The sequence below is a fragment of the Pseudomonas sp. B26(2017) genome, from assembly GCF_002113045.1.
Taxonomy (GTDB): Bacteria; Pseudomonadota; Gammaproteobacteria; order Pseudomonadales; family Pseudomonadaceae; genus Aquipseudomonas.
Genome location: NZ_NEJJ01000018.1, coordinates 127862 through 147917 on the forward strand (window position 1 = coordinate 127862; position 20056 = coordinate 147917).

The window sequence follows — 20056 nt, forward strand, 5'->3', positions numbered from 1 at the left end:
GTGACGCTCCGCGTCACTGGACGCGGAGCGTCTCTTGAGGCATTCCCACGCAGAGCGTGGGAACGATCAGAAGCGCGGTTCAGTCGATGCCGACAAACCCTCCCGTCTGGTGCGCCCACAACCGCGCATACAGGCCGCGATGGGCCAGCAGTTCGGCGTGGGTGCCGCTTTCGGCGATCTTGCCGTTTTCCAGCACCACCAGTCGGTCCATGCGGGCAATGGTCGAGAGGCGGTGGGCGATGGCGATCACGGTCTTGCCCTGCATCAGGGTTTCCAGGCTTTCCTGGATCGCGGCTTCGACTTCCGAGTCCAGCGCCGAGGTCGCTTCGTCCATGATCAGGATCGGCGCGTCCTTGAGCAGCACCCGCGCAATGGCAATCCGCTGACGCTGACCACCGGACAGTTTCACCCCGCGTTCGCCTACATGCGCGTCGAATCCGGTGCGTCCTTCGGCGTCCGTCAGCAGCGGGATGAACTCATCGGCGCGGGCCTTGCGCACTGCTTCCCAGAGCTCGGCGTCGGTGGCGTCGGGCTTGCCGTACAGCAAGTTGTCGCGGATCGAGCGGTGCAGCAGCGAGGTGTCCTGAGTGATCATGCCGATCCGTGCGCGCAGGCTTTCCTGGCCGACTTCGGCGATGTTCTGGCCGTCGATCAGGATCCGCCCGCCTTCGACGTCATAGAGGCGCAGCAGCAGGTTGACCAGGGTCGACTTGCCAGCGCCGGATGGCCCGATCAGACCGATTTTCTCGCCCGGTTTGATGGTCAGGTTAAGGTCGCCGATGATGCCTTTCTTCTTGCCGTAGTGAAAATCCACGTGCTCGAAACGCACTTCGCCACGGGCCACGGCCAGCGGTTTGGCCTGCTCCCGGTCGGTGACGCTGACCGGTTGCGAGATGGTCTGCAGACCATCCTGAACCATGCCGATGTTTTCGAAGATCCCGGTGACCACCCACATGATCCAGCCGGACATGTTGACGATGCGGATCACCAGGCCAGTGGCCAGGGCGATCGCGCCGACGCTGATCAGCGATTGCGTCCACAGCCACAGGGCCAGCGCCGTGGTGCCGACGATCAGCAGGCCGTTCATGGTGGTGATCGCCACGTCCATGCTGGTGACCACGCGGCCGGCCATTTGGGCTTTTTCAGTCTGTTCCTGGATCGCCTCGCGGGCGTAATGCTGTTCGAAATTGGTGTGGGCGAACAGCTTCAGGGTGGCGATATTGGTGTAGCCGTCGACGATCCGGCCCATCAGTTTCGAGCGCGCATCGGAGGCTTCCACCGAGCGGTCCTTGACCCGTGGCACGAAGTAATAGAGCGCGCCGATGTAGGCGGCGATCCACGTCAGCAGCGGAATCATCAGGCGCCAGTCCGCCTCGGCGAACAGCACTAGCGAACTGATCGCGTAGATCAGCACATGCCATAACGCATCCACCGCCTGCACGGCTGAATCGCGCAGCGAGTTGCCGGTCTGCATGATGCGCTGGGCAATGCGTCCGGCGAAGTCGTTCTGGAAGAAATTCAGGCTCTGCTTGAGCACGTAGCTGTGGTTCTGCCAGCGAATCATGCTGGTCATGCTCGGGCTCAGGGTCTGGTGCACCAGCATGTCGTGCAGGGCCAGGAACAAAGGGCGAAGGAGCAATGCCACCACCGCCATCCACGCCAGTTCGGCGCCATGCACTTTGAAGAAATCGACGTTGGGCGTGGCCTGGGCGAGGTCGATGATGCGGCTCAGGTAACTGAACAGCGCCACTTCGATCAATGCACCGAACAGGCCGACGATCAGCAGGGCGGCGAAACTCGGCCAGACCTGCTTCAGGTAATAGGTATAGAAGGGCAGAACGCGGTCCGGCGGGGATGCAGTCGGGGCATCGCGGAATATGTCGATCAGTTGTTCGAAACGGCGATAGAGCATCAGATAACCGCCCGGAGCACGGGCTCTCCTTTTATCAGTGTGAGCGGCGTGACATCAGGTCAGCGCCGCTCGATATGCCCTGTAAAGCTTAGTCGATGCGCTTGGCCGACTTGATGATCACAGGGTCGACCGGCACGTTTTGCATGCCCTGTTTGGTGGTGGTCTGGGAGTTGACGATGATGTCGACCACGTCCATGCCCTTGACCACTTTGGCGAACACCGCGTAACCGGCGTCACGGCCCGGATCGAGGAAGGCGTTGTCGGCGACGTTGATGAAGAACTGGCTGGTGGCCGAATTCGGATCGGAAGTACGGGCCATCGACAGGGTGCCACGAACGTTGTGCAGGCCGTTGCTGGCCTCGTTCTTGATCGGGGCCTTGGTTTCTTTCTGCTGCATCTGCTGGGTGAAGCCGCCGCCCTGGGCCATGAAGCCCGGGATCACGCGATGGAAAATGGTGTTGGTGTAGAAACCGCTGTCGACGTAATCGAGAAAGTTCTTGGTGCTGATCGGCGCCTTGACCGGGTCCAGCTCGATTTCGATGGTGCCGTTGGTGGTCACCAGTTCGACGTGTGGCGCCTTGGCCGGCGTGGCAGCCATCAGGTTGGCAGCAAACAGCACGGTGCCGGCGGCGAGGGCGAGTTTTTTCAGCATGGGTCAGTGATCCTGAGGGTGGTTATCGGCTGTGGCGAGGAACTCCAGCAGCGTTTGATTGAAGCGTTCGGGCTGATCGAGCGGAGTGGCGTGGCGCGAATCGGCGATCACCACCAGCCGCGCATCGGGCAGCAGTCTGACATAGGTTTCTTTCAGCGAAACGGGGGTGTAGTCCCGGTCGGCGCTGACGACGAGGGTTGGACAGGTGACCCGGGAAAGTCGTTCCTGGACCCCCCAGCCGACAATCGCATCGAAGCTGGCGAGATAAGCACGTTTGTCGTTCTTTGCCCAGCGTTCTGCCATCTTCTGGCGCAAATCGGCCTGCTCCGGTTTGGGGAACAGCTTGGCGCCAAGGGCCTTGCCGATGGTGGCGAGGCTGAGCACACGCATCAGGCTCCAGCGTTTGAACCATTGCCAGTAATCGTCGCGGCTGCGCACTTTGACCTCAGGCGCACTGTTGACGATGGTCAGGCTCTTGAGCATCTGCGGCTGATCGACAGCGAACTGGAAGCCGATCATGCCGCCCATGGACAGCCCGGCGTAATGCACCGGGCCGAGCTTCAAATGCTCGATCAGGGCGACGATGTCGGCGCTGAAACCGGCGATGCTGTAGCGCTCGCGGGGTTTGTCGGAACGACCGTGACCGCGCACGTCCGGGACGATCACCCGGTAGTGCGCGGCCAGCGCGGGAATCTGCATTTCCCAGTCCAGGGTGCTGGAGCCCAGACCGTGAACCAGCAGCAACGGATCGCCGTGGCCATATTCCTCGTAGTGCAGGTTGCAACCTTCATGCTCGAAATACGCCATCGGTGAACTCCGTGTCAGGCTTGTTCGGGGGCGGCGAACGGTGCGTCCAGCGGCATGGTGTCGAAGGTACGCAGCAGTTCGATAAGGATTTGCGTCGCCGGACCCAAGGGTTTGTCCTTGTTCGAATACAGATAGAAACTGGAGTTGCGATTGCCGCCTCTGTCCAACGGTAGCAGCTTGAGTGAGCCGTCTTTCAGTTCCCGCTCGATCATGTGTCGTGGCAGCCAGGCGAAACCCAGGCCACTGCTGACGAATGTCGCTGCGGTGGCGAGGCTGCCGACGGTCCAGCGTTGCTCGGCGCCCAGCCAGCCGACGTCCCGGGGTTGCTGGCGGCCGGAGTCGCGAATGACCACTTGCATCTGGGTTTCCAGGTCCTGGAAATTCAGCTCGCGGTTGAGCCGATGCAGCGCATGATCAGGATGGGCGACGGCGACAAACTCGACATCGCTCAACTCTGCGCCGAGGTAACCGGGAATGCTCAGTCCGGTGATGGCCAGATCGGCGACACCTTCGAGCAGCACTTCCTCGACACCCGACAACACTTCTTCACGCAGACGCACGCGACAGCCGCGACTCTGCGGCATGAAAGCGGTCAACGCGCGCACGATGCGGGCGCTCGGGTAAGCGGCATCGACCACCAGCCGCACTTCGGCCTCCCAACCCTGTTCCATGTGGTGGGCGAGGTCTTCCAGCTGGCTGGCCTGTTTCACCAGTTGTCGCGAGCGGCGCAGCAACACGCCGCCGGCTTCGGTCAGCACAGCCTTGCGGCCATCAATGCGCAACAGCGGCACGCCGAGCTGATCCTGCATGCGGGCGACGGTGTAACTGACCGACGATTGCGAGCGGTGCAGAGCCTCGGCGGCCTGGGCGAATCCGCCGTGGTCGACCACGGCCTGCAACGTTCGCCATTGATCAAGGGTCACGCGGGGCGCTTTCATCAATAGCTCCTCTTGTCCTAAGCTGGCGGTCCCTCATGGAGACTGCCGAATGAAAAAATTCTGTTGTGTGTTGCTGGCGCTGCTTCCGCTGACTGCGTTCGCGTACCCGATCGATGTGGAAAAGGATCTCAACGGCCTGAAGATCGACTACAACGCGTTCGACACCGATAGCGACATCGGCTCCATCCAGGTCAACAACTACGGCGACGTCGACGCGACCTGCAAGGTGGTGTTCACCAACGGCCCGGAAGCGCCGCGCACCCGCAACATCGACGTGGCCGCGGGCAAGCACAAGAACGCCACGGCCAAGTTCACCCGGACCATCATCAAGCTGCGCATCAAGTTGAGCTGCACCCCGAAATAGCGTCACGGTCCCTGTGGGGGCGAGCTCCCACAGGGTATGGCTCGCATCTAAACGAATTTTTCGATGCTTTGCAGCAATTATTTGCGCTTTTTCATCGATATGACTCTGTTTAACCTTCACTCCATCGACTTACAACATTCTCGGATGGAGGCTACACAACATGTCCCGCGTTCTGATCATCGAAAGCAGTGCCCGCCAGCAAGATTCGGTTTCCCGTCAACTGACCCAGACCTTCATCAGTCAGTGGAAAGCGGCGCATCCGGCCGATCAGATCACCGTTCGTGACCTCGCCGTGAACCCGGTGCCGCACCTGGACATCAACCTGCTGGGCGGCTGGATGAAATCCGCCGAGCAGCGCAACGACAGCGAGCAATCTTCGCTGGACCGTTCCAACGAATTGACCGATGAATTGCTCGCCGCCGACGTGCTGGTGATGGCCGCGCCGATGTACAACTTCGCGATTCCAAGCACCCTGAAAGCCTGGCTCGACCACGTGCTGCGTGCCGGTGTGACCTTCAAGTACACCGAAACCGGCCCGCAAGGCCTGCTCAGCGGCAAGCGTGCCTACGTGCTGACCGCTCGCGGCGGGATCTACGCCGGCGGCCCGGCGGATCATCAGGAACCGTACCTGCGTCAGGTGATGGGTTTCATCGGCATCCACGACGTGACCTTCATCCACGCCGAAGGCATGAACCTGGGCGGCGACTTCCAGGAGAAAGGCCTCAACCAGGCCAATGCCAAACTGTCTCAGGTCGCTTGATAAGTTAATCGCCAGATAATCGCCGATTGTTCTAGTGACCTGGCGCAACCCCTTCAAGGCTCTACGCGCATCGAACCTCCCTTTGCACTTGTTGCTCCTGAGTGCTCTAGCCCGATTGAACGCTTTAGCGAGATCGGGCTTTTTTTTGCCCGGGATTTTTTGCAACGCAGCACATCCCCTGTGGGAGCAAGCCCGCGCCCACAGGGGCCACCGTTGTCTGAGGGTTCGCGATCAGAAGCAAAAACCGCTATCGTCGCCGCCATTCGAAATCGAGGCGAGCATGGGCTATCTACTTTTTGTCACGCTGATCCAGGCGTTTTCCTTCAGTCTGATCGGCGAATACCTGGCCGGTCATGTCGACAGTTACTTCGCGGTACTGGTGCGGGTGGTGCTGGCCGGGCTGGTGTTCATCCCGCTGACGCGCTGGCGCTCGGTGGAGCCGGCGTTCATGCGCGGCATGCTGCTGATCGGCGCGTTGCAGTTCGGCGTGACCTACGTCTGCCTGTATTTGAGCTTCCGCGTACTGACGGTGCCGGAAGTGTTGCTGTTCACCATCCTCACGCCGCTGCATGTGACGCTGATCGAAGACGCGCTGAACCGTCGCTTCAACCCGTGGGCGCTGATCGCCGCACTGGTGGCGGTGGCAGGCGCGGCTGTGATTCGCTACGACCGGATCAATCCGGACTTCTTCATGGGCTTTTTGCTGCTGCAACTGGCCAACTTCACCTACGCCGCCGGGCAGGTGCTGTACAAACATCTGGTGGCGAAACACCCGAGCGATCTGCCGCACTACCGACGCTTCGGCTTCTTCTACCTCGGCGCATTGGCGGTGGCATTGCCGGCGTTCCTGCTGTTCGGCAAATCCAACTTCCTGCCGGAAGCACCGCTTCAATGGGGCGTGTTGTTGTTCCTTGGCCTGGTCTCGACCGCACTCGGTTTGTACTGGTGGAACAAGGGCGCGTGCCTGGTCAACGGCGGCACCCTGGCGGTGATGAACAACCTGCACGTGCCGGTGGGATTGCTGCTGAACCTGTTGATCTGGAATCAGCATGAGGAGCTGGGTCGTTTGTTCCTCGGTGGCAGCGTGATTCTGGCGGCGGTGTGGATCAGCCGGTTGGGGATTCGCAAGCCGCAAGTCATTGGCTGAATTGTCATTCCACCCATTATTTCCACCGCGATAACTATGTACCGCACCTGACTACTGCTTGATCGACACGCTGTGCCCTACAGACAAGGAGTGACTGTATGGCACAGAACAATTTCAACGATGGAACGTCGGGAAGCGTCGTCATCCGAACCGGGCCGCCCGCTTCGAGTGGCGGATCGGGCGGTGGTTTTGGCGGCGGTGGCGGGGTATCGGGCGGCTTCGGCAAGGTCAGCAAGAAGAAGCAGAAGGCAAAGGCCAAAGCCAAAGCCGAGGCACTTCAAAAAAAGCAAAAAGAGCAGGCTGAGGCAACAGCCAAGGCACAAGCCGAAGCGGCACAGGCACAGGCAGCCGCCGCACAGGTTCAGGAACAGGCGCGTCAACAAGCGCTGATGCAGTTCCTGGCGGGATTGGCGCAGCGACATGACGCCATCAGGGCCGAGGTCGATCGTCGATTTGCCGAAAGGGCCAGTCAACTCTCGACATCACTGGAGCAAGAAGTCCTCGCTTCGCGCAAGCCACCGAACAGCGATGACAGTGAGCGTTGGCAGCTTTACCTGATCACGAAGGAAAAAGGCGAAATCGACGGGCTGCTCGCCCGCAAATCCGCGGAACTCAATGCAAAGAACGCGGCAGCCCTTTCCTTTGATGTTCATGACCCGCTGACGCGCACGTCCCACGACTACCTGACACGACTCGGCCAGTTCGGCCAGGCGCTCGACGTCGGCCACCGGATCTGGGAAAGCGCTTACACCGCCGCCCATGAGGCGCGATTACTCACCTCGCAGATCCATGCCCTGCGGGAAAAGTCCGCAGCTCTGGGCAGGCATCACGCCGAGCAGACCGTGGTCTGGCGTGCAAGGGAAGCGGTTTGGGAGGCTCAGCGCCAATACGCTGCGCAACGCGAGGCACGGGTTCGATTCAAGCAACAGGCTGATGAAGATGCGCGGGTAAGTCGAACCCGGCAGGCCAATACGCTGACCGTTCCGATGTCGTCGATGACGCACGGCGCGATGGTGTTGACGAACGCCGGGGCGCAGGCGGCCCAACAAGCGGGCAAGATCATTGAGGGCGCTGCCCAACAAGCGGGCAAGATCATTGAGGGCGCTGCACAGCAAACGGGCAAAATCATCGAGGCTGCCGTACAGCAAGCGGTCAGACATCTTTCTCTTTCTTCCCTTGCAACTTTGGCTCCCAGGCCGCTCACGGTGTTCGTCGGCGGGTTGGTGTACTCGCCAACGCTGGGCGATGGAGAACTGACACCGGAGCAGCGACGACGATTGTTTCAGTCCGTCGCCGTGCCTGCCCAGGCGCTGGGGCTTTCTGATGAGCAGGCGCTGCGCTCGATTGCTGACACCGGCGGATCAGTGGAGATGCCTTATCGGCTCAAACCCGAGGCCGTACCACAAGGTACCGCCGTCATCGCCGTCACCACTGGTAATGAGATCAGCGCCAGTGTGCCGGTCATCAACGCGGTGCCTGATCCGCTGACGGGCAACTACACCGCAGAAGTCCCAGGCTCACCGGCCCGACACCTGCAGTTCACGCCGGATGCCAGCATCACCAAAGAGGTTCCGAGCCAGGGCCGGATAGCGCTGCTGCCACCGGTTGTTCAGGACTTGCCGAAGGGCGTCGACCTGCGCATTCAGGACTGCATCATCTGCGTGCCGGGTTCGGCGCCGATGTACCTGTCCTTCAACCTGCCACCGTTGGGCGCGGGCGTCGTCACCGGCAAGGGGCAAACCGCCAAGGCTGACTGGTGGAACACATCCAGCCGCAGCACCGGTTCAGCCATTCCCAGTCAGATCGGCGACCAGTTGCGTGGGCGGGAGATTCAGTCGTTCGGCGCATTTGGCGACGCGCTGTGGCGGACATTGGGTGAGCAATCGGCACTCACCAGCCAGTTCGATGAGGTCAACAAAAAGCGCGTCGAGCAAGGTTTCGCCCCTTATGCGCCGAAAAGCACCTGGGTGGGCGAACGCCGGGAGTTCGAACTGCGCTTTCAGGATGATGCATCAGTCGGTGAGAACCCGTTCAATCTCGACCGAATCAGCATTGTCGTGCCGCAAAGTGCCCACGGTCGACGTGGCGTTCTACCTGCCGTCCAGCCATGGCCGATTCCCCCGGTGGGCATTGGAACCTGGACCCCTCTGGTGCCACCGGGCAACGAACACCTCGGGCCGACCACCACACCGATTTCCCCCTCGACCCCCACGGCTTATCCCGGCAACCCGCTCATCCCGATCCTACCGGCAAACGAGACGTTTCCGGCTGTTGATGAAGGGCAGGCGGGTGCGAGTATTCCGGGGTTCCCGGGGGATATGGAGCTGCCTTCGCCGGATGTGTTGTTTCTGGATCGAAGGGATGATCCGGGGGTTGCGACGGGAGTCGGAAAAACGGTTACGGGAGTTTGGTTGGGGGAGGCGGCGAGAACTGTAGGGGCGTCAATTCCTGTGCAGATTGCCGACCAGTTGAGAGGGAAGGAGTTTGCCAATTTTCATCGGTTCAGAGAGGCGTTTTGGAGGGCTGTGGCGGCCGACGGTGAATTACGTAAGCAGTTCACCAATGCAAACTTGAAGGAAATGAATAACGGCTCTGCCCCTTATCCGAGTCGGCTTGACCAAGTTGGGGGAAGGCGGAAATTCGAAATTCATCATGAGCATGAAATTGCAAAGGGTGGCGCTGTTTACGATATGGAGAATTTACGGATCATGACTGCAAGACGGCATATAGAAACACACAAAGGGGCGATGCAATGATTCCCTTAAAAAGTAGGCTGCAGGACTATTCGGAGTCTGAGTTTTTAGTGTTCCTCCGCGAGTTTTTTGATGACTCGACCCCACTTGAAGGCGACGCTTTGGGTGAGTACACCGATAAGTTACTGGATCATTTCGAGCTGGTAACCGAACACCCCGACCGCTCGGACGTCATCTTCTATCCCAAGGAGGGACGTGAAGACAGCCCCGAAGGCATCCTGAAAGAGGTGAAAGAGTGGCGCGCGCTCAATAACAAACCTGGCTTCAAACCTGAGTAACTTTGAAGCAAGTGACCAAGGATGGAGGGCATTCGCTTGAATGCCCTTCGGTGTCATGCGGACCCACAAGGAAGTTAAAAACCATGAAACTCAAATCAACCCTCGGCGATTACACCGAGCCGGAGTTCCAGGCGCTGGTCGAGCGGATCTGGGCCGTCGATATGCCCAAAGCGGATCACGACCGATTGATCAATCATTTCGACCGGATTTCAGGTCATCCCAAAGGAGCCGATCTGTTATTCTATCACCCCAAGGATTATCCCTATCCAAACTCCAGTGGCTCGGTCGTTTACTACGTTAAAGACTGGCATCGCAAACAGGGTCGGGTTGCGTTCAAGGGGCAAGCCGCTTCCCCGGCGGTCGCGCCTGCGCAACCGCCGCGGGCGCCGATAGACCAGGCGCAGATAGCCCGACAACGCATTGCCCAGACTCAGGCTGAGGTGCAAAAACTCGTCGCCGATCTGGCCGTTTCCGAACGCGACGCCCAAGCGGCCCTCGCGGGCCTGCAAGCGCGTATCAGCCATCTGCGCCAGCAACTGAGTACGCAAGCGCTCATTGCCCAACGAGAGCAGGATATCCGTGCACTGGAAGAAAGCGAATTTGATACCCGCCTTGCCATGCAGCGCTTTCGATTCTGGCAGTTGCATGTGCAACTCAAAAGAGACAACGCGCAGCGCGGAGTCGCGTACGCAGGTGCGGAGCGAGGGCAGAGGCAAAGCATTGCGCAGCAGATCAGTGCCATTTTCGACGGTTATGTCGCGAAGTTGAATCACTTCAATCCGCGTCTCAGGCAACTTCAAATGGAGGCTGAAGCGCTGTTGACGAGGGCGCAGACTCAACTTGTGGGACTGCGCAATCAGCAACAACTCGGGCCCGCGCATGTCGGGGCTCAGATGTATTCCCCTCTGGCTTTTGCCGATGCGCGTCCGGCCATCATCGTTGAAGGCGCACTGTCGCCACCGTTGGAAAACCATCGCGTCGAACTGCAAAAGGCCATTCGTTCGGCGGTGGCGGAGTTCACCTGGCAGATCACCTCCAGTGCTCCGACGCACCAAGGGCAATATGCCGCTGTGCTGCAATTTGAGTTTCGCAGTCGCGCCGAGGTGGGCCGGTTCGGGGTTTGCGTTCCGCTGGCGGAGCTTTTACCGGTTGAAAGGGCGGGATTGGCATTACCTTGCGCAAACGCAGGCTGCGGTCGATGTCCCGTTCAGAATGAGCAGCGGCACCGGTACCGTTCCGCCCGGAACCTTGTCCCTGGGCATCAGAGAAATCGAGACCGTGCACCAGGTGGCCCTTTCACCGGCGAATACGGGGACCCCGTCATCGGGTGTCAGAGTTCGCCCGGCAGCCTGGAGTGTGAACACGCAAACCTACTCGTTCACGGCTGAAGGCGTCGCTCCGCTGACTGTGAGTTGGGTTCCTTCGGTCGCAGATGAGAATTCCCCGAAACGGACAGCGTTCGCCTATCATCGCCTGGAATTCCTGCGCTCGGCAGCGGTGCCGTTACTGGAAACATTCACCGAATCCTCAACCGTGGTCTTCGATGACTATGTCGTGGTGTTCCCTGCGGAGTCGGGCCTGGATCCTGTGTATGTCATGTTCAGGAATCCACTTGAGTTTGCCCAGGCAGCCAGCACTACTCCGGCGCCAGTTGCCCCACCAGAAACTCGATAAACGCGCGCGTCTTCTGCGGCACCCGCCGCGCAGACGAATACACCGCGTTGATGGTGATCGCCGGAGCTTGCCATTCGCACAGCACCGGCACCAGTCGCCCGGCCGCCAGCGCTTCTTCGACGATGAAGTCCGGCAGCAGCGCAATGCCCATGCCGGCCTCGGCCGCTTGCGCCAGCAAGTCGCCGTTGTTGGCGTGCAGCGGCCCGGTGACGTTGACGCGCTGGGTCTCCTTGCCGTTGCACAGTTGCAGGCTGACGCCGCTTTGCAGATAACCGTAGTTCAAGCATTGATGTGAGCGCAGATCCTGCGGTGTCTGCGGTGTGCCCGCACGTTCGAGATAAGCGGGGGAGGCGACCATGATGCGTGGGGCCGGCGCCAGTTGCCGGGCGATCATGGTCGAGTCGGGCATGCTAGCAATGCGGATTGTCACATCGAACCCGCCGCGCACCGGATCGACCTGTTGGTCGCTGAGCACCAGTTGCAGCTCGATATTCGGGTGCTGCTCGTGGAACAGCGGAATCAGTTTGCCCAGCCGCCGCAGGCCGAACGACATTGGTGCGTTGACCCGCAACACCCCGCGCAATTCGCCCACCCCGTCCCGTGCCCGCTGCTCGGCCTCGTCCAGTGCCGCAATCACTTCCCGCGCCGCTTCGAAATACTCGGCGCCTGCCTCGGTCAGGTGCAGGCTGCGGGTGGTGCGTTGCAGCAGTTGTACGCCGATGGCTTCTTCCAGCGCCTGAATCTGTTTGCTGACTTTCGACCGGGGCACGTCCATGGCCCGGGCGGCGGCCGCGAAGCCGTTCTCGCCGACCGTCACCACGAAGGCGCGCATGCATTCGATGCGATCCATGATTGTCCCTTTTTTGGAATCAATGATTCTCGATTTTAGGGAATTGTCCCTTTATCGGCTAGCCCCTAAAGTGACATCCAAGCCGAGACAACAACGCCGAAGACGGCAAAACGCCTCGACTCACCCAATACCCAATCGAAACTTTGAATCGACATCAAAAGGAACGCGCCATGTCTATCCGTGAACTGCTGAACCCAACCAACTCCGCCCTGATCCTGATCGACCACCAGCCACAAATGGCTTTCGGCGTGCAGTCGATCGACCGTCAGACCCTGAAGAACAACACCGTCGGCCTGGCCAAGGCAGCGAAGATCTTCAACGTACCGACCATCTACACCTCGGTCGAAACCGAAAGCTTCAGCGGCTACATCTGGCCTGAACTGCTGGCGGTACACCCGGAGCAGAAGCCGATCGAGCGCACCTCGATGAACTCCTGGGAAGACAAGGCGCTGGTTGACGCCGTGAAGGCCACCGGGCGCAAGAAGCTGATCATCGCCGCGTTGTGGACCGAGGTCTGCCTGACCTTCCCGGCCCTGGAAGCCCTGGCCGAAGGTTACGAGGTGTACATCGTCACCGACGCGTCCGGCGGTACCACCAAAGAAGCTCATGACATGTCGGTACAGCGGATGATTCAGGCCGGTGCAGTGCCGGTGACCTGGCAGCAAGTGCTGCTCGAGTACCAGCGTGACTGGGCGCACAAAGACACTTATCAAGCGGTGATGGACCTGGTGCTGGAACACAGCGGCGCGTACGGCATGGGCGTCGATTACGCCTACACCATGGTGCACAAGGCACCGCAACGGCAGGCCTGACAAGTCGGCATTTCGAAATAGATGCAGTACCTGTGGGAGTGACGGTGCGACGGTTCGACTTGCTCGCGAAGGCGGTGGTTCAGTCAGTGATGAAGTGACTGATACTCCCTCATCGCGAGCAAGCTCGCTCCCACAGGTTTTGTGGCTTTACATCAGATGTTTTTCGGCTTGTGGAGTGTGGCTTGCGCCAAGGACTGCCGGCAATATCCCGGAACGCAAATCCCCGCCGCTCGGCTGCTGATAGAGGCTCAATCCAAACTCCGGCAGCACCGCCAGCAGGTAATCGAAGATATCCCCCTGGATCCGCTCGTAATCGGCCCACACCGTGGTGGTGGTAAAGCAGTAGATTTCCAGCGGAATGCCCTGGGCCGTGGTCTGCATCTGGCGGACCATGCAGGTCATGTTCGGCTGGATCTCCGGATGACTCTTCAGATAGGCCAGCGCGTAGGCGCGGAATGTGCCGATGTTGGTCATGCGCCGGCGGTTGGCCGACATTGCCGCGACGTTGCCCTGCGCTTCGTTCCAGGCCTTGAGCTCGGCTTTCTTGCGGCCCATGTACGCGGTCAGCAGGTGCACCTGGGAGAGTTTTTCTTCTTCATCGTCGCGGATGAAGCGCACACCGCTGGCGTCGATGAACAGGCTGCGTTTGATCCGTCGCCCACCCGACTGCTGCATGCCGCGCCAGTTTCTGAACGACTCGGACATCAGGCGCCAGGTCGGGATCGAGACGATGGTCTTGTCGAAGTTCTGCACCTTGACCGTGTGCAGCGTGATATCCACCACATCGCCATCGGCGCCGACCTGCGGCATTTCGATCCAGTCGCCGACCCGCAGCATGTCGTTGCTGGTCAGTTGCACGCTGGCGACGAATGACAGCAGGGTGTCCTTGTAGACCAACAGGATCACCGCCGACATTGCACCCAGACCCGACAGCAACAACAGCGGCGAACGGTCGATCAGGGTAGCGACGATGATGATCGCGCCGAACACGTACAGAACCATTTTCGCCAGTTGCACATAACCCTTGATCGAGCGGGTGCGTGCGTGTTCGGTGCGTGCGTAGATATCCAGCAGGGCGTTGAGCAACGCGCTGACCGACAGCAGCAGGAACAGAATGGTGAACGCCAGCGCCACGTTGCCGAGGAACACTGTGGCGGTCTTGCTCAGCTCCGGCACCAGGTGCAGGCCGAACTGGATCACCAGCGACGGCGTCATCTGCGCCAGACGCTGAAACACCTTGTTATGCCGAAAGTCGTTGATCCAGTGCAGCGCGGGCTGGCGACCGAGCATGCGGCTGGCGTGCAGGATCAGGTAGCGCGCCACTCGTCCGAGGATGAGCGCGATCACCAGCAGCAGAATCAAAGCCAGGCCGGCGTGCAGGAGCGGGTGCTGTTCGAGGGTACCCCAGAGGTCTTGGGCGTTGAGCCAGAGCTGTTTGAAATCCATGAGAGAGAAGATTCTTCTGTAAGACACGACGGGGGATTAGAGCATTTAAGACACTGTGTATTACCGTTGGAGACAAATCGAGCAACAAAAAAGCCACGGATTACAGCGTATTTCATAAAGAAACTCGGCCTGAGCGCTCGAAACCGGTAACCTATGCAGCTGATTTTTTGCATATCTTCGAGGTAGCACCCGTGTTTTCCCAATTCGCCCTGCACGAACGCCTGCTCAAAGCCGTGGCCGAGCTGAAATTTGTCGAGCCAACGCCTGTGCAAGCCGCGGCCATTCCGCTGGCGCTTCAGGGGCGTGACCTGCGGGTGACGGCACAAACCGGTAGTGGCAAGACAGCCGCTTTCGTCCTGCCGATCCTCAACCGCCTGATCGGCCCGGCCAAGATCCGCGTCAGCATCAAGACCCTGATCCTGCTGCCGACCCGCGAGCTGGCCCAGCAGACCCTGAAGGAAGTCGAGCGCTTTTCGCAGTTCACTTTCATCAAGTCCGGCCTGATCACCGGCGGTGAAGACTTCAAGGTCCAGGCCGCCATGCTGCGCAAGGTGCCGGACATCCTGATCGGCACCCCGGGCCGGTTGATCGAGCAACTGAACGCCGGCAACCTCGACCTCAAGGAAGTCGAAGTGCTGGTGCTCGACGAAGCCGACCGCATGCTCGACATGGGTTTCGCCGAAGACGTGCAGCGTCTGGTCGACGAATGCCCGAACCGTCAGCAGACCATGCTGTTCTCCGCCACCACCGGTGGTTCCGGCCTGCGCGAGATGATCGCCAAGGTGCTGAACAATCCTGAGCACCTGCAGCTCAACGCGGTCAGCCAGCTGAACGACACCACCCGTCAGCAGATCATCACCGCCGACCACAACCAGCACAAAGAACAGATAGTGAACTGGCTGCTGGCCAACGAGACCTACCAGAAGGCCATCGTCTTCACCAACACCCGGGCCATGGCCGACCGCATCTATGGTCGCCTCGTCGCTCAGGAATACAAGGCGTTCGTGCTGCACGGCGAGAAAGACCAGAAGGATCGCAAACTGGCGATCGACCGTTTGAAGCAGGGCGGCGTGAAGATTCTGGTGGCCACCGATGTGGCGGCCCGTGGTCTGGACGTTGACGGTCTGGATCTGGTGATCAACTTCGACATGCCACGCAGCGGTGACGAATACGTGCACCGCATCGGTCGTACCGGCCGTGCCGGCAACGACGGTCTGGCGATTTCGCTGATCTGCCATGGCGACTGGAACCTGATGTCGAGCATCGAGCGCTATCTGAAGCAGAGCTTCGAGCGCCGCACCATCAAGGAAGTCAAAGGCACCTACGGTGGGCCGAAAAAGGTCAAGGCCTCGGGCAAAGCCGTCGGCGTGAAGAAGAAAAAGACCGACGCCAAGGGTGACAAGAAGAAAACCGCCGCCAAGACCCCGACCAAGCGCAAGAGCGCCAACCGTCCAAAGCCGGACTCTCTGGTGAGCAGTGACGGCATGGCCCCGCTGAAGCGCCGCAAGCCGACAGCGCCGGCGGCTGAATAAGCCGTTTCAGGCACGCAAAGAAAAACCCGGACATGGTCCGGGTTTTTATTGCCAGCGTTTATCAACTACCCAGCAGACCAGTGGTGTCGGCATCAAAGCGCCGCTTGGCCTGATCGGCTGCCGGTTTGAGCTGAGCGAGCAGGGCGGCCTCGCTGTACAGCCCGGTCAGTGCCAGTTCCTTGGGGGTTGGCTCGATCGGGATCAGCACGTCTTCGCCCGCCGCGTGCAGCCAGATCGCCACGAGGTGCAGCGCCGACACAAACAGCATCCGCAGTTCGACGGTTTTGCCCTGCAGTTGCGGCGATTGCTCCGCCAGTTTCAGCGCATCCACCGTGGCGCTCGCCAGGTTACCGTGGTTCAACGAGGCAAACTCGACGTGACCGCGTACTTCGGCCAATTGCGCATCGGCAATCGACACCCCGCCGGAAAACACCAGGTAATGCCAGTCGCCCACTCGCGCTTGCTTCAGGCCTTTGCCTTGGCTCAAGTCGTCAAGACTGAGCGAATAGCCGCGATAGGCTTCGCTGAGGCTGATCCCGGCGGGCGCAGCACTGGCGAACTGGCGATTGACGCCAAAACCCTGGGTCTGCAACGCAGCCTGCAGCACCGGACGCAATGTCTGCACGCCGTTGGAAGGCGCCTTTGGATAAGTCAGTTGCATGATGTCGCCCTCCTAATTTTTTGCCGTGAAGTAAGTGTGGGTCCAGTTGCCGCCGCCGTTGTAGGAACCGGGGAACGAGTTCAGTGCACGGGTCGAATAGCCGTAGATCGAATCCGCGACCAGCACGTAGTTGCCATTGGTGCCATAGATTGTCAGGAAGTGCGCACCGCCGCCGTACCAGGCACAGCGCAGGCCGATCGGGCGGCCCATGTTGATCTGGTTCTGAATGGCCGACATCTGCAGCGAACCCGAATTCATGCCGTTGAAACTGCGGGTGATCTTCAGCGCAACGTCCAGATAGCCGTACACGTTGCACGGCCCCGGCTGATTGCAGCAATTGCGATCCAGCGCGGCGCTGGCAACGGCGCATTGGGTCCAGGACCCGGTGCCGTAATAATTGCCGACCGAGGCGGAAGCGGCGGCCCAGCACCAGTTGGTCCGGGTTTGTTGCTGCATCGTGAAGTTCAGGCTGGCGGCCGCCAGATCGCGTTGTTGTAAAGCCGTTTCGACCTCGACCAGTTGCGGGTCGAGCAGATGGCCGATCAGACATTCGGGCAGGGTATTGCCGGTGAATGCCGTTGTTTCAGTGGTTAACATTTTTCAATCCTCCATGAATGAAAACAAACGTTCCGCATTTGCGGGGATAACGGTATTGCCGAGCAATCGGTGTTCAACGGTTGCCATCTCCGATGGCGGGGCCCGATCAGGCTCGGGGTAACCCTAGGTCTGAATATGCATTTATGCAAATAACAAAATGCACTAATGCAAATTTCCAGGTAAAAGGAAGCAGGCTTTGGTATCGATTTAGCCTGATCGATGCCAAAGCCTGCCGTTGTCTGAGCGGGTGTTACCCCTCGCTTTTCTTCTCGGCCGAACCCAGTTCCTTCAAGCGCTGATCGATCAACTGGCATTTGTCCGGCAGATCGGCGGAGGCCGTGCCCAGGTCCATTTTCTGCAACTCGGCGTTGATTTCCTTGGCCTTGGTCGGGTTTTGCTCGGTGAGCTTCGCGACTTCCTGGGCCAGTTGTTCGCGTTTGGCGGTGGCTTCTTCCGGCGTACAGGCCCAGACGGGCAGGGCGCAGGCGAGCGTGGCGGCGAGAGTGAGTTTGAGCAGGGTTTTCATGGGGGCAGGCCTCAGTTCCGGTTAAGGCGGGTTAACCGGTTGAGGGCTGTCACCCGTGAAAAGTTCAGTGTGTTTGGGGCTCAGTCACCATGGCAGCAACTGGATTTTGCTGCCTCGTCATACCGGTCATGATGCCGCACCCACTCCATGATTTCGTCCTCATTCCGGCCTTTGGGCGTGAGGTCGAGGTAGTTGTAGGCGCCGACCAGCATGTCCAGCCCTCGGGCGTAGGTTGAGTAGGTATGGAAGATTTCGCCGTTGTCGGCGCGATAAAACACGCTGAGCCCGGGCATCTCTTCCTCGGCGCTGTCGGTCTTTTCGTAGTTGTACGTAGCCTTGCCTGCTTCAACATCTTCAGCGCGGGCGCACACGCCAAAGTCGTAGTTGAAATCGCAACCGTCCGACGACACCCAGTCGAACTTCCAGCCCATCCGCCGCTTGAACGCCTGGAATTCGGCGAACGGTGCGTGGGACACCGCCACAAGCGCAATGTCGTGATGGGCCAGGTGCAGGTTGGCGCCGTCGATGTGGTCGCTGAGGAATGAACAGCCCGGGCAGCCTTCTTCCCAGCCCTTGGCGAACATGAAGTGGTAGACGACGAGTTGGCTGTGTTTGCCGAACAGATCCGCGAGCTTTATTTCGCCGTTCGGTCCCATGAAGCGGTAATCCTTGTCGACCTTCACCCAGGGCAGGGCGCGGCGTTTGGCGCTGAGGCGGTCGCGTTCCCTGGTAAAGGCTTTTTCATCGGCCAGATGCTGCTTGCGGGCGGCGAGCCATTCTTCGCGCGATACCACCGGATGATTCTCAACGTTCATGATGATTTCTCCTGCGGGGTTGAAGCCGTCTGTCTCAGACTAGTCGTTCAACACGCCGGGGAATCGACAGACCGCCGGTCGGTCGGGGCGCCGAATAATCCTGAACGGTGGCGCAACGCTCCGGTCACAACCTGTGAACGCGCCAAAAAATCACGCGCACCGGAGGTTGAATCAGGATGACGACTTATAACTGGGATTTGATTGAACGCCTGCTGCATGAAGTGCAAAACGGCGCGGGCCACAGCTTTGCGCCACGGTCTTTTGCCGAAGACTACGCGGCGGAAAAAGCGGCGGCGGGCCAGCCGATCGAGAATCTGGATCACCTGAAAACGCTGGCCTGCGACTATGAGCAACTGCTGCTGTTGCGCGGTTACATCCAGCCCCGTGGCGATGACGAAGGCAGCACCGGCAATAACTTCAGCCTGACCCCGCGCGGCTCCAGCCTGCTGAGCCTTATCGACAGCAGCATTCCCGGCAATGATCACCCGCGTGAAGTGCTGGATGACCAAGAAGATGCGCTGGATGAGCTGACGTTCGATGAGGTCGCTTCCAAGGCGCAGATTGCCTGAGGCTTTGTACAAAAAGTGGGAGCGAACTTGCTCGCTCCCACTTTCTGCGGCGTCTCAGCTCTTCTGCGCAGCCTTCAGGCACTTCAAATCATTGAAGTCCTTGCGCACCCCCTCGATCTTTTTCAACAGGCGCTGCCTTTGCTGCGGCGTACTGTCAGCCATCAGATCGACGAACAGCGAACGGGCCTGCGCCTCGGTATTGGCGTAGGCCTTTTGGTAATCCGTTGTCCATAAACGCTCACGATTGACCAGAAGCGTCTCGATCCGCTGTGGGAATTCAGGACTTTTTCGTTGCGCCACCGCCGCGCTGAACTGCTTCTGCCAATGGGCGCGGTTGGCGATCCACTGAGTATTCTGATCGCCCAGTGCAGTTGACCAGGCCATCACGCGTTGCTCTTGAGCAGGACTCAACGGGCCGAGCCAGTCGTTGAGACGCTTGTCCATGCGCGCGCCACGTTCGGCAATCTGCTGCGACAGCGGCGGTTTGAGATATTCCTTCTGGCGCTTTTGCAGGTCCTTGGCGAAGGCATCGTTCATCTCGGCAACTTGCCGGTCGTCCAGCCCTTGCAGCAATTCAATCGCCGACGGGGTGATTTCCCGGGCGGTTTCGGCGATCGCCTGCTTGGCTTCTTCGGTACGGGCCTGGAGGGCGTCGTCGGTGACCTGATTGGTCTCGACCATGGTTTGCAGGCGATCGAGCCAGTCGAGATAACCCGGCAACTGCGTGGTGCAGTGCCAGCTCAAATGTTCCTTGAGGCGCTCGTTGAACCAGCCTTTCTGCTCGCCGTTCATGTCCAGGTAGTCGCTGAGCGTCCACGGAATGATCACGTCGAGATTGCGATAGGCCAGCCCGACACGGCTGCAGGCACCGAGGGCGAGGGTCAGGATCAGTAGAACGGCGAGGCGTTTGAACCAGCTAGACATGGGCGAGTCCTTGCGAAAGCCAGCCTTGAGGGTCTGATT

20 protein-coding genes and 1 pseudogene are annotated in these 20056 nt (G+C 59.9%); 10 read left to right on the top strand and 11 right to left on the bottom strand.

Annotation, left to right across the window (positions count from 1 at the left end):
* Positions 1 to 79 precede the first annotated feature (79 nt).
* The 4 genes from CAF79_RS24175 to CAF79_RS24190 form a co-directional block, all read right to left on the bottom strand.
* Positions 80 to 1912 carry an ABC transporter ATP-binding protein gene (locus tag CAF79_RS24175; protein ID WP_085700646.1) on the bottom strand — a complete coding sequence of 611 codons (1833 nt, stop codon included), beginning with the start codon at positions 1910 to 1912 and terminating at the stop codon, positions 80 to 82.
* 88 nt (positions 1913 to 2000) lie between these two features.
* Positions 2001 to 2564 carry a peptidylprolyl isomerase gene (locus tag CAF79_RS24180; protein WP_085700647.1) on the bottom strand — a complete coding sequence of 188 codons (564 nt, stop codon included), beginning with the start codon at positions 2562 to 2564 and terminating at the stop codon, positions 2001 to 2003.
* 3 nt (positions 2565 to 2567) lie between these two features.
* A complete protein-coding gene (locus CAF79_RS24185; protein ID WP_085700648.1) occupies positions 2568 to 3371 on the bottom strand; it encodes an alpha/beta fold hydrolase in 804 nt (267 codons plus the stop codon).
* 14 nt (positions 3372 to 3385) lie between these two features.
* On the bottom strand, positions 3386 to 4309 hold the full coding sequence (locus tag CAF79_RS24190) for a LysR family transcriptional regulator (protein WP_085700649.1): 924 nt from the start codon (positions 4307 to 4309) through the stop codon (positions 3386 to 3388).
* Positions 4310 to 4358: 49 nt separating this feature from the next.
* On the opposite strand from CAF79_RS24190, the gene CAF79_RS24195 reads away from it, so the two are divergent.
* The 7 genes and pseudogenes from CAF79_RS24195 to CAF79_RS29550 all read left to right on the top strand — a co-directional run bounded on the left by CAF79_RS24195 (position 4359) and on the right by CAF79_RS29550 (position 11285).
* A complete protein-coding gene (locus tag CAF79_RS24195; protein WP_085700650.1) occupies positions 4359 to 4673 on the top strand; it encodes a 3-phosphoglycerate kinase in 315 nt (104 codons plus the stop codon).
* A gap of 160 nt (positions 4674 to 4833) precedes the next feature.
* Positions 4834 to 5433, top strand: coding sequence for an FMN-dependent NADH-azoreductase (locus CAF79_RS24200; RefSeq protein WP_007956545.1), 600 nt, complete (start codon positions 4834 to 4836; stop codon positions 5431 to 5433).
* Positions 5434 to 5713: 280 nt separating this feature from the next.
* Entirely contained in the window at positions 5714 to 6580 is an 867-nt protein-coding gene (locus CAF79_RS24205) for a carboxylate/amino acid/amine transporter (protein ID WP_085700651.1), read from the top strand.
* A 98-nt stretch (positions 6581 to 6678) separates the two neighbouring features.
* The gene (locus CAF79_RS24210) at positions 6679 to 9336 is read left to right on the top strand and encodes an S-type pyocin domain-containing protein (RefSeq protein ID WP_085700652.1); all 2658 of its coding nucleotides are present in this window, start codon (positions 6679 to 6681) and stop codon (positions 9334 to 9336) included.
* On the top strand, positions 9333 to 9611 hold the full coding sequence (locus tag CAF79_RS24215) for a bacteriocin immunity protein (RefSeq protein ID WP_085700653.1): 279 nt from the start codon (positions 9333 to 9335) through the stop codon (positions 9609 to 9611). The genes CAF79_RS24210 and CAF79_RS24215 overlap by 4 nt, the downstream gene beginning before the upstream one ends.
* A gap of 83 nt (positions 9612 to 9694) precedes the next feature.
* Positions 9695 to 9889 (top strand): annotated as a pseudogene (locus tag CAF79_RS29545) (bacteriocin immunity protein); the annotation flags it as partial.
* 934 nt (positions 9890 to 10823) lie between these two features.
* Positions 10824 to 11285, top strand: coding sequence for an S-type pyocin domain-containing protein (locus tag CAF79_RS29550; protein WP_256579484.1), 462 nt, complete (start codon positions 10824 to 10826; stop codon positions 11283 to 11285).
* Here CAF79_RS29550 and CAF79_RS24225 read toward each other — a convergent pair.
* A complete protein-coding gene (locus CAF79_RS24225) occupies positions 11248 to 12135 on the bottom strand; it encodes a LysR family transcriptional regulator (RefSeq protein ID WP_085700654.1) in 888 nt (295 codons plus the stop codon). The genes CAF79_RS29550 and CAF79_RS24225 overlap by 38 nt on opposite strands.
* Before the next feature lie 170 nt (positions 12136 to 12305).
* Here CAF79_RS24225 and CAF79_RS24230 point away from each other — a divergent pair, with 170 nt between their 5' ends.
* Entirely contained in the window at positions 12306 to 12947 is a 642-nt protein-coding gene (locus CAF79_RS24230; RefSeq protein ID WP_007956548.1) for a hydrolase, read from the top strand.
* 147 nt (positions 12948 to 13094) lie between these two features.
* Here CAF79_RS24230 and CAF79_RS24235 read toward each other — a convergent pair whose 3' ends face one another.
* Complete coding sequence (locus CAF79_RS24235; RefSeq protein ID WP_085700655.1) at positions 13095 to 14393, bottom strand: mechanosensitive ion channel family protein; 1299 nt, start codon at positions 14391 to 14393, stop codon at positions 13095 to 13097.
* 191 nt (positions 14394 to 14584) lie between these two features.
* On the opposite strand from CAF79_RS24235, the gene CAF79_RS24240 reads away from it, so the two are divergent.
* On the top strand, positions 14585 to 15925 hold the full coding sequence (locus CAF79_RS24240; protein ID WP_085700656.1) for a DEAD/DEAH box helicase: 1341 nt from the start codon (positions 14585 to 14587) through the stop codon (positions 15923 to 15925).
* A 61-nt stretch (positions 15926 to 15986) separates the two neighbouring features.
* Here the strand turns inward: CAF79_RS24240 and CAF79_RS24245 are convergent, their stop codons facing one another.
* The 4 genes from CAF79_RS24245 to CAF79_RS24260 all read right to left on the bottom strand — a co-directional run bounded on the left by CAF79_RS24245 (position 15987) and on the right by CAF79_RS24260 (position 18524).
* Positions 15987 to 16586 carry a hypothetical protein gene (locus CAF79_RS24245; RefSeq protein WP_085700657.1) on the bottom strand — a complete coding sequence of 200 codons (600 nt, stop codon included), beginning with the start codon at positions 16584 to 16586 and terminating at the stop codon, positions 15987 to 15989.
* 12 nt (positions 16587 to 16598) lie between these two features.
* Entirely contained in the window at positions 16599 to 17183 is a 585-nt protein-coding gene (locus CAF79_RS24250; protein WP_085700658.1) for a papain-like cysteine protease family protein, read from the bottom strand.
* A 250-nt stretch (positions 17184 to 17433) separates the two neighbouring features.
* Positions 17434 to 17709, bottom strand: coding sequence for a hypothetical protein (locus tag CAF79_RS24255; protein WP_085700659.1), 276 nt, complete (start codon positions 17707 to 17709; stop codon positions 17434 to 17436).
* 80 nt (positions 17710 to 17789) lie between these two features.
* Positions 17790 to 18524, bottom strand: a complete 735-nt coding sequence (locus CAF79_RS24260) for a thioredoxin family protein (protein WP_085700660.1) — start codon at positions 18522 to 18524, stop codon at positions 17790 to 17792.
* A gap of 176 nt (positions 18525 to 18700) precedes the next feature.
* On the opposite strand from CAF79_RS24260, the gene CAF79_RS24265 reads away from it, so the two are divergent.
* Positions 18701 to 19093 carry a transcriptional regulator gene (locus CAF79_RS24265; protein WP_085700661.1) on the top strand — a complete coding sequence of 131 codons (393 nt, stop codon included), beginning with the start codon at positions 18701 to 18703 and terminating at the stop codon, positions 19091 to 19093.
* Positions 19094 to 19147: 54 nt separating this feature from the next.
* Here the strand turns inward: CAF79_RS24265 and CAF79_RS24270 are convergent, their stop codons facing one another.
* A complete protein-coding gene (locus CAF79_RS24270) occupies positions 19148 to 20017 on the bottom strand; it encodes a DUF6279 family lipoprotein (protein WP_085700662.1) in 870 nt (289 codons plus the stop codon).
* Positions 20018 to 20056: the final 39 nt, after the last annotated feature.

Coding starts and splice junctions, on each gene's coding strand:
- CAF79_RS24200 (WP_007956545.1), top strand. CDS start 4,834: ATGTCCCGCGTTCTGATCATCGAAAGCAGTGCCCGCCAGCAAGATTCG.
- CAF79_RS24195 (WP_085700650.1), top strand. CDS start 4,359: ATGAAAAAATTCTGTTGTGTGTTGCTGGCGCTGCTTCCGCTGACTGCG.
- CAF79_RS24255 (WP_085700659.1), bottom strand. CDS start 17,709: ATGAAAACCCTGCTCAAACTCACTCTCGCCGCCACGCTCGCCTGCGCC.
- CAF79_RS24235 (WP_085700655.1), bottom strand. CDS start 14,393: ATGGATTTCAAACAGCTCTGGCTCAACGCCCAAGACCTCTGGGGTACC.
- CAF79_RS24265 (WP_085700661.1), top strand. CDS start 18,701: ATGACGACTTATAACTGGGATTTGATTGAACGCCTGCTGCATGAAGTG.
- CAF79_RS24210 (WP_085700652.1), top strand. CDS start 6,679: ATGGCACAGAACAATTTCAACGATGGAACGTCGGGAAGCGTCGTCATC.
- CAF79_RS24260 (WP_085700660.1), bottom strand. CDS start 18,524: ATGAACGTTGAGAATCATCCGGTGGTATCGCGCGAAGAATGGCTCGCC.
- CAF79_RS24250 (WP_085700658.1), bottom strand. CDS start 17,183: ATGTTAACCACTGAAACAACGGCATTCACCGGCAATACCCTGCCCGAA.
- CAF79_RS24185 (WP_085700648.1), bottom strand. CDS start 3,371: ATGGCGTATTTCGAGCATGAAGGTTGCAACCTGCACTACGAGGAATAT.
- CAF79_RS24225 (WP_085700654.1), bottom strand. CDS start 12,135: ATGGATCGCATCGAATGCATGCGCGCCTTCGTGGTGACGGTCGGCGAG.
- CAF79_RS24245 (WP_085700657.1), bottom strand. CDS start 16,586: ATGCAACTGACTTATCCAAAGGCGCCTTCCAACGGCGTGCAGACATTG.
- CAF79_RS24215 (WP_085700653.1), top strand. CDS start 9,333: ATGATTCCCTTAAAAAGTAGGCTGCAGGACTATTCGGAGTCTGAGTTT.
- CAF79_RS24270 (WP_085700662.1), bottom strand. CDS start 20,017: ATGTCTAGCTGGTTCAAACGCCTCGCCGTTCTACTGATCCTGACCCTC.
- CAF79_RS24175 (WP_085700646.1), bottom strand. CDS start 1,912: ATGCTCTATCGCCGTTTCGAACAACTGATCGACATATTCCGCGATGCC.
- CAF79_RS24190 (WP_085700649.1), bottom strand. CDS start 4,309: ATGAAAGCGCCCCGCGTGACCCTTGATCAATGGCGAACGTTGCAGGCC.
- CAF79_RS24180 (WP_085700647.1), bottom strand. CDS start 2,564: ATGCTGAAAAAACTCGCCCTCGCCGCCGGCACCGTGCTGTTTGCTGCC.
- CAF79_RS24230 (WP_007956548.1), top strand. CDS start 12,306: ATGTCTATCCGTGAACTGCTGAACCCAACCAACTCCGCCCTGATCCTG.
- CAF79_RS29550 (WP_256579484.1), top strand. CDS start 10,824: ATGAGCAGCGGCACCGGTACCGTTCCGCCCGGAACCTTGTCCCTGGGC.
- CAF79_RS24205 (WP_085700651.1), top strand. CDS start 5,714: ATGGGCTATCTACTTTTTGTCACGCTGATCCAGGCGTTTTCCTTCAGT.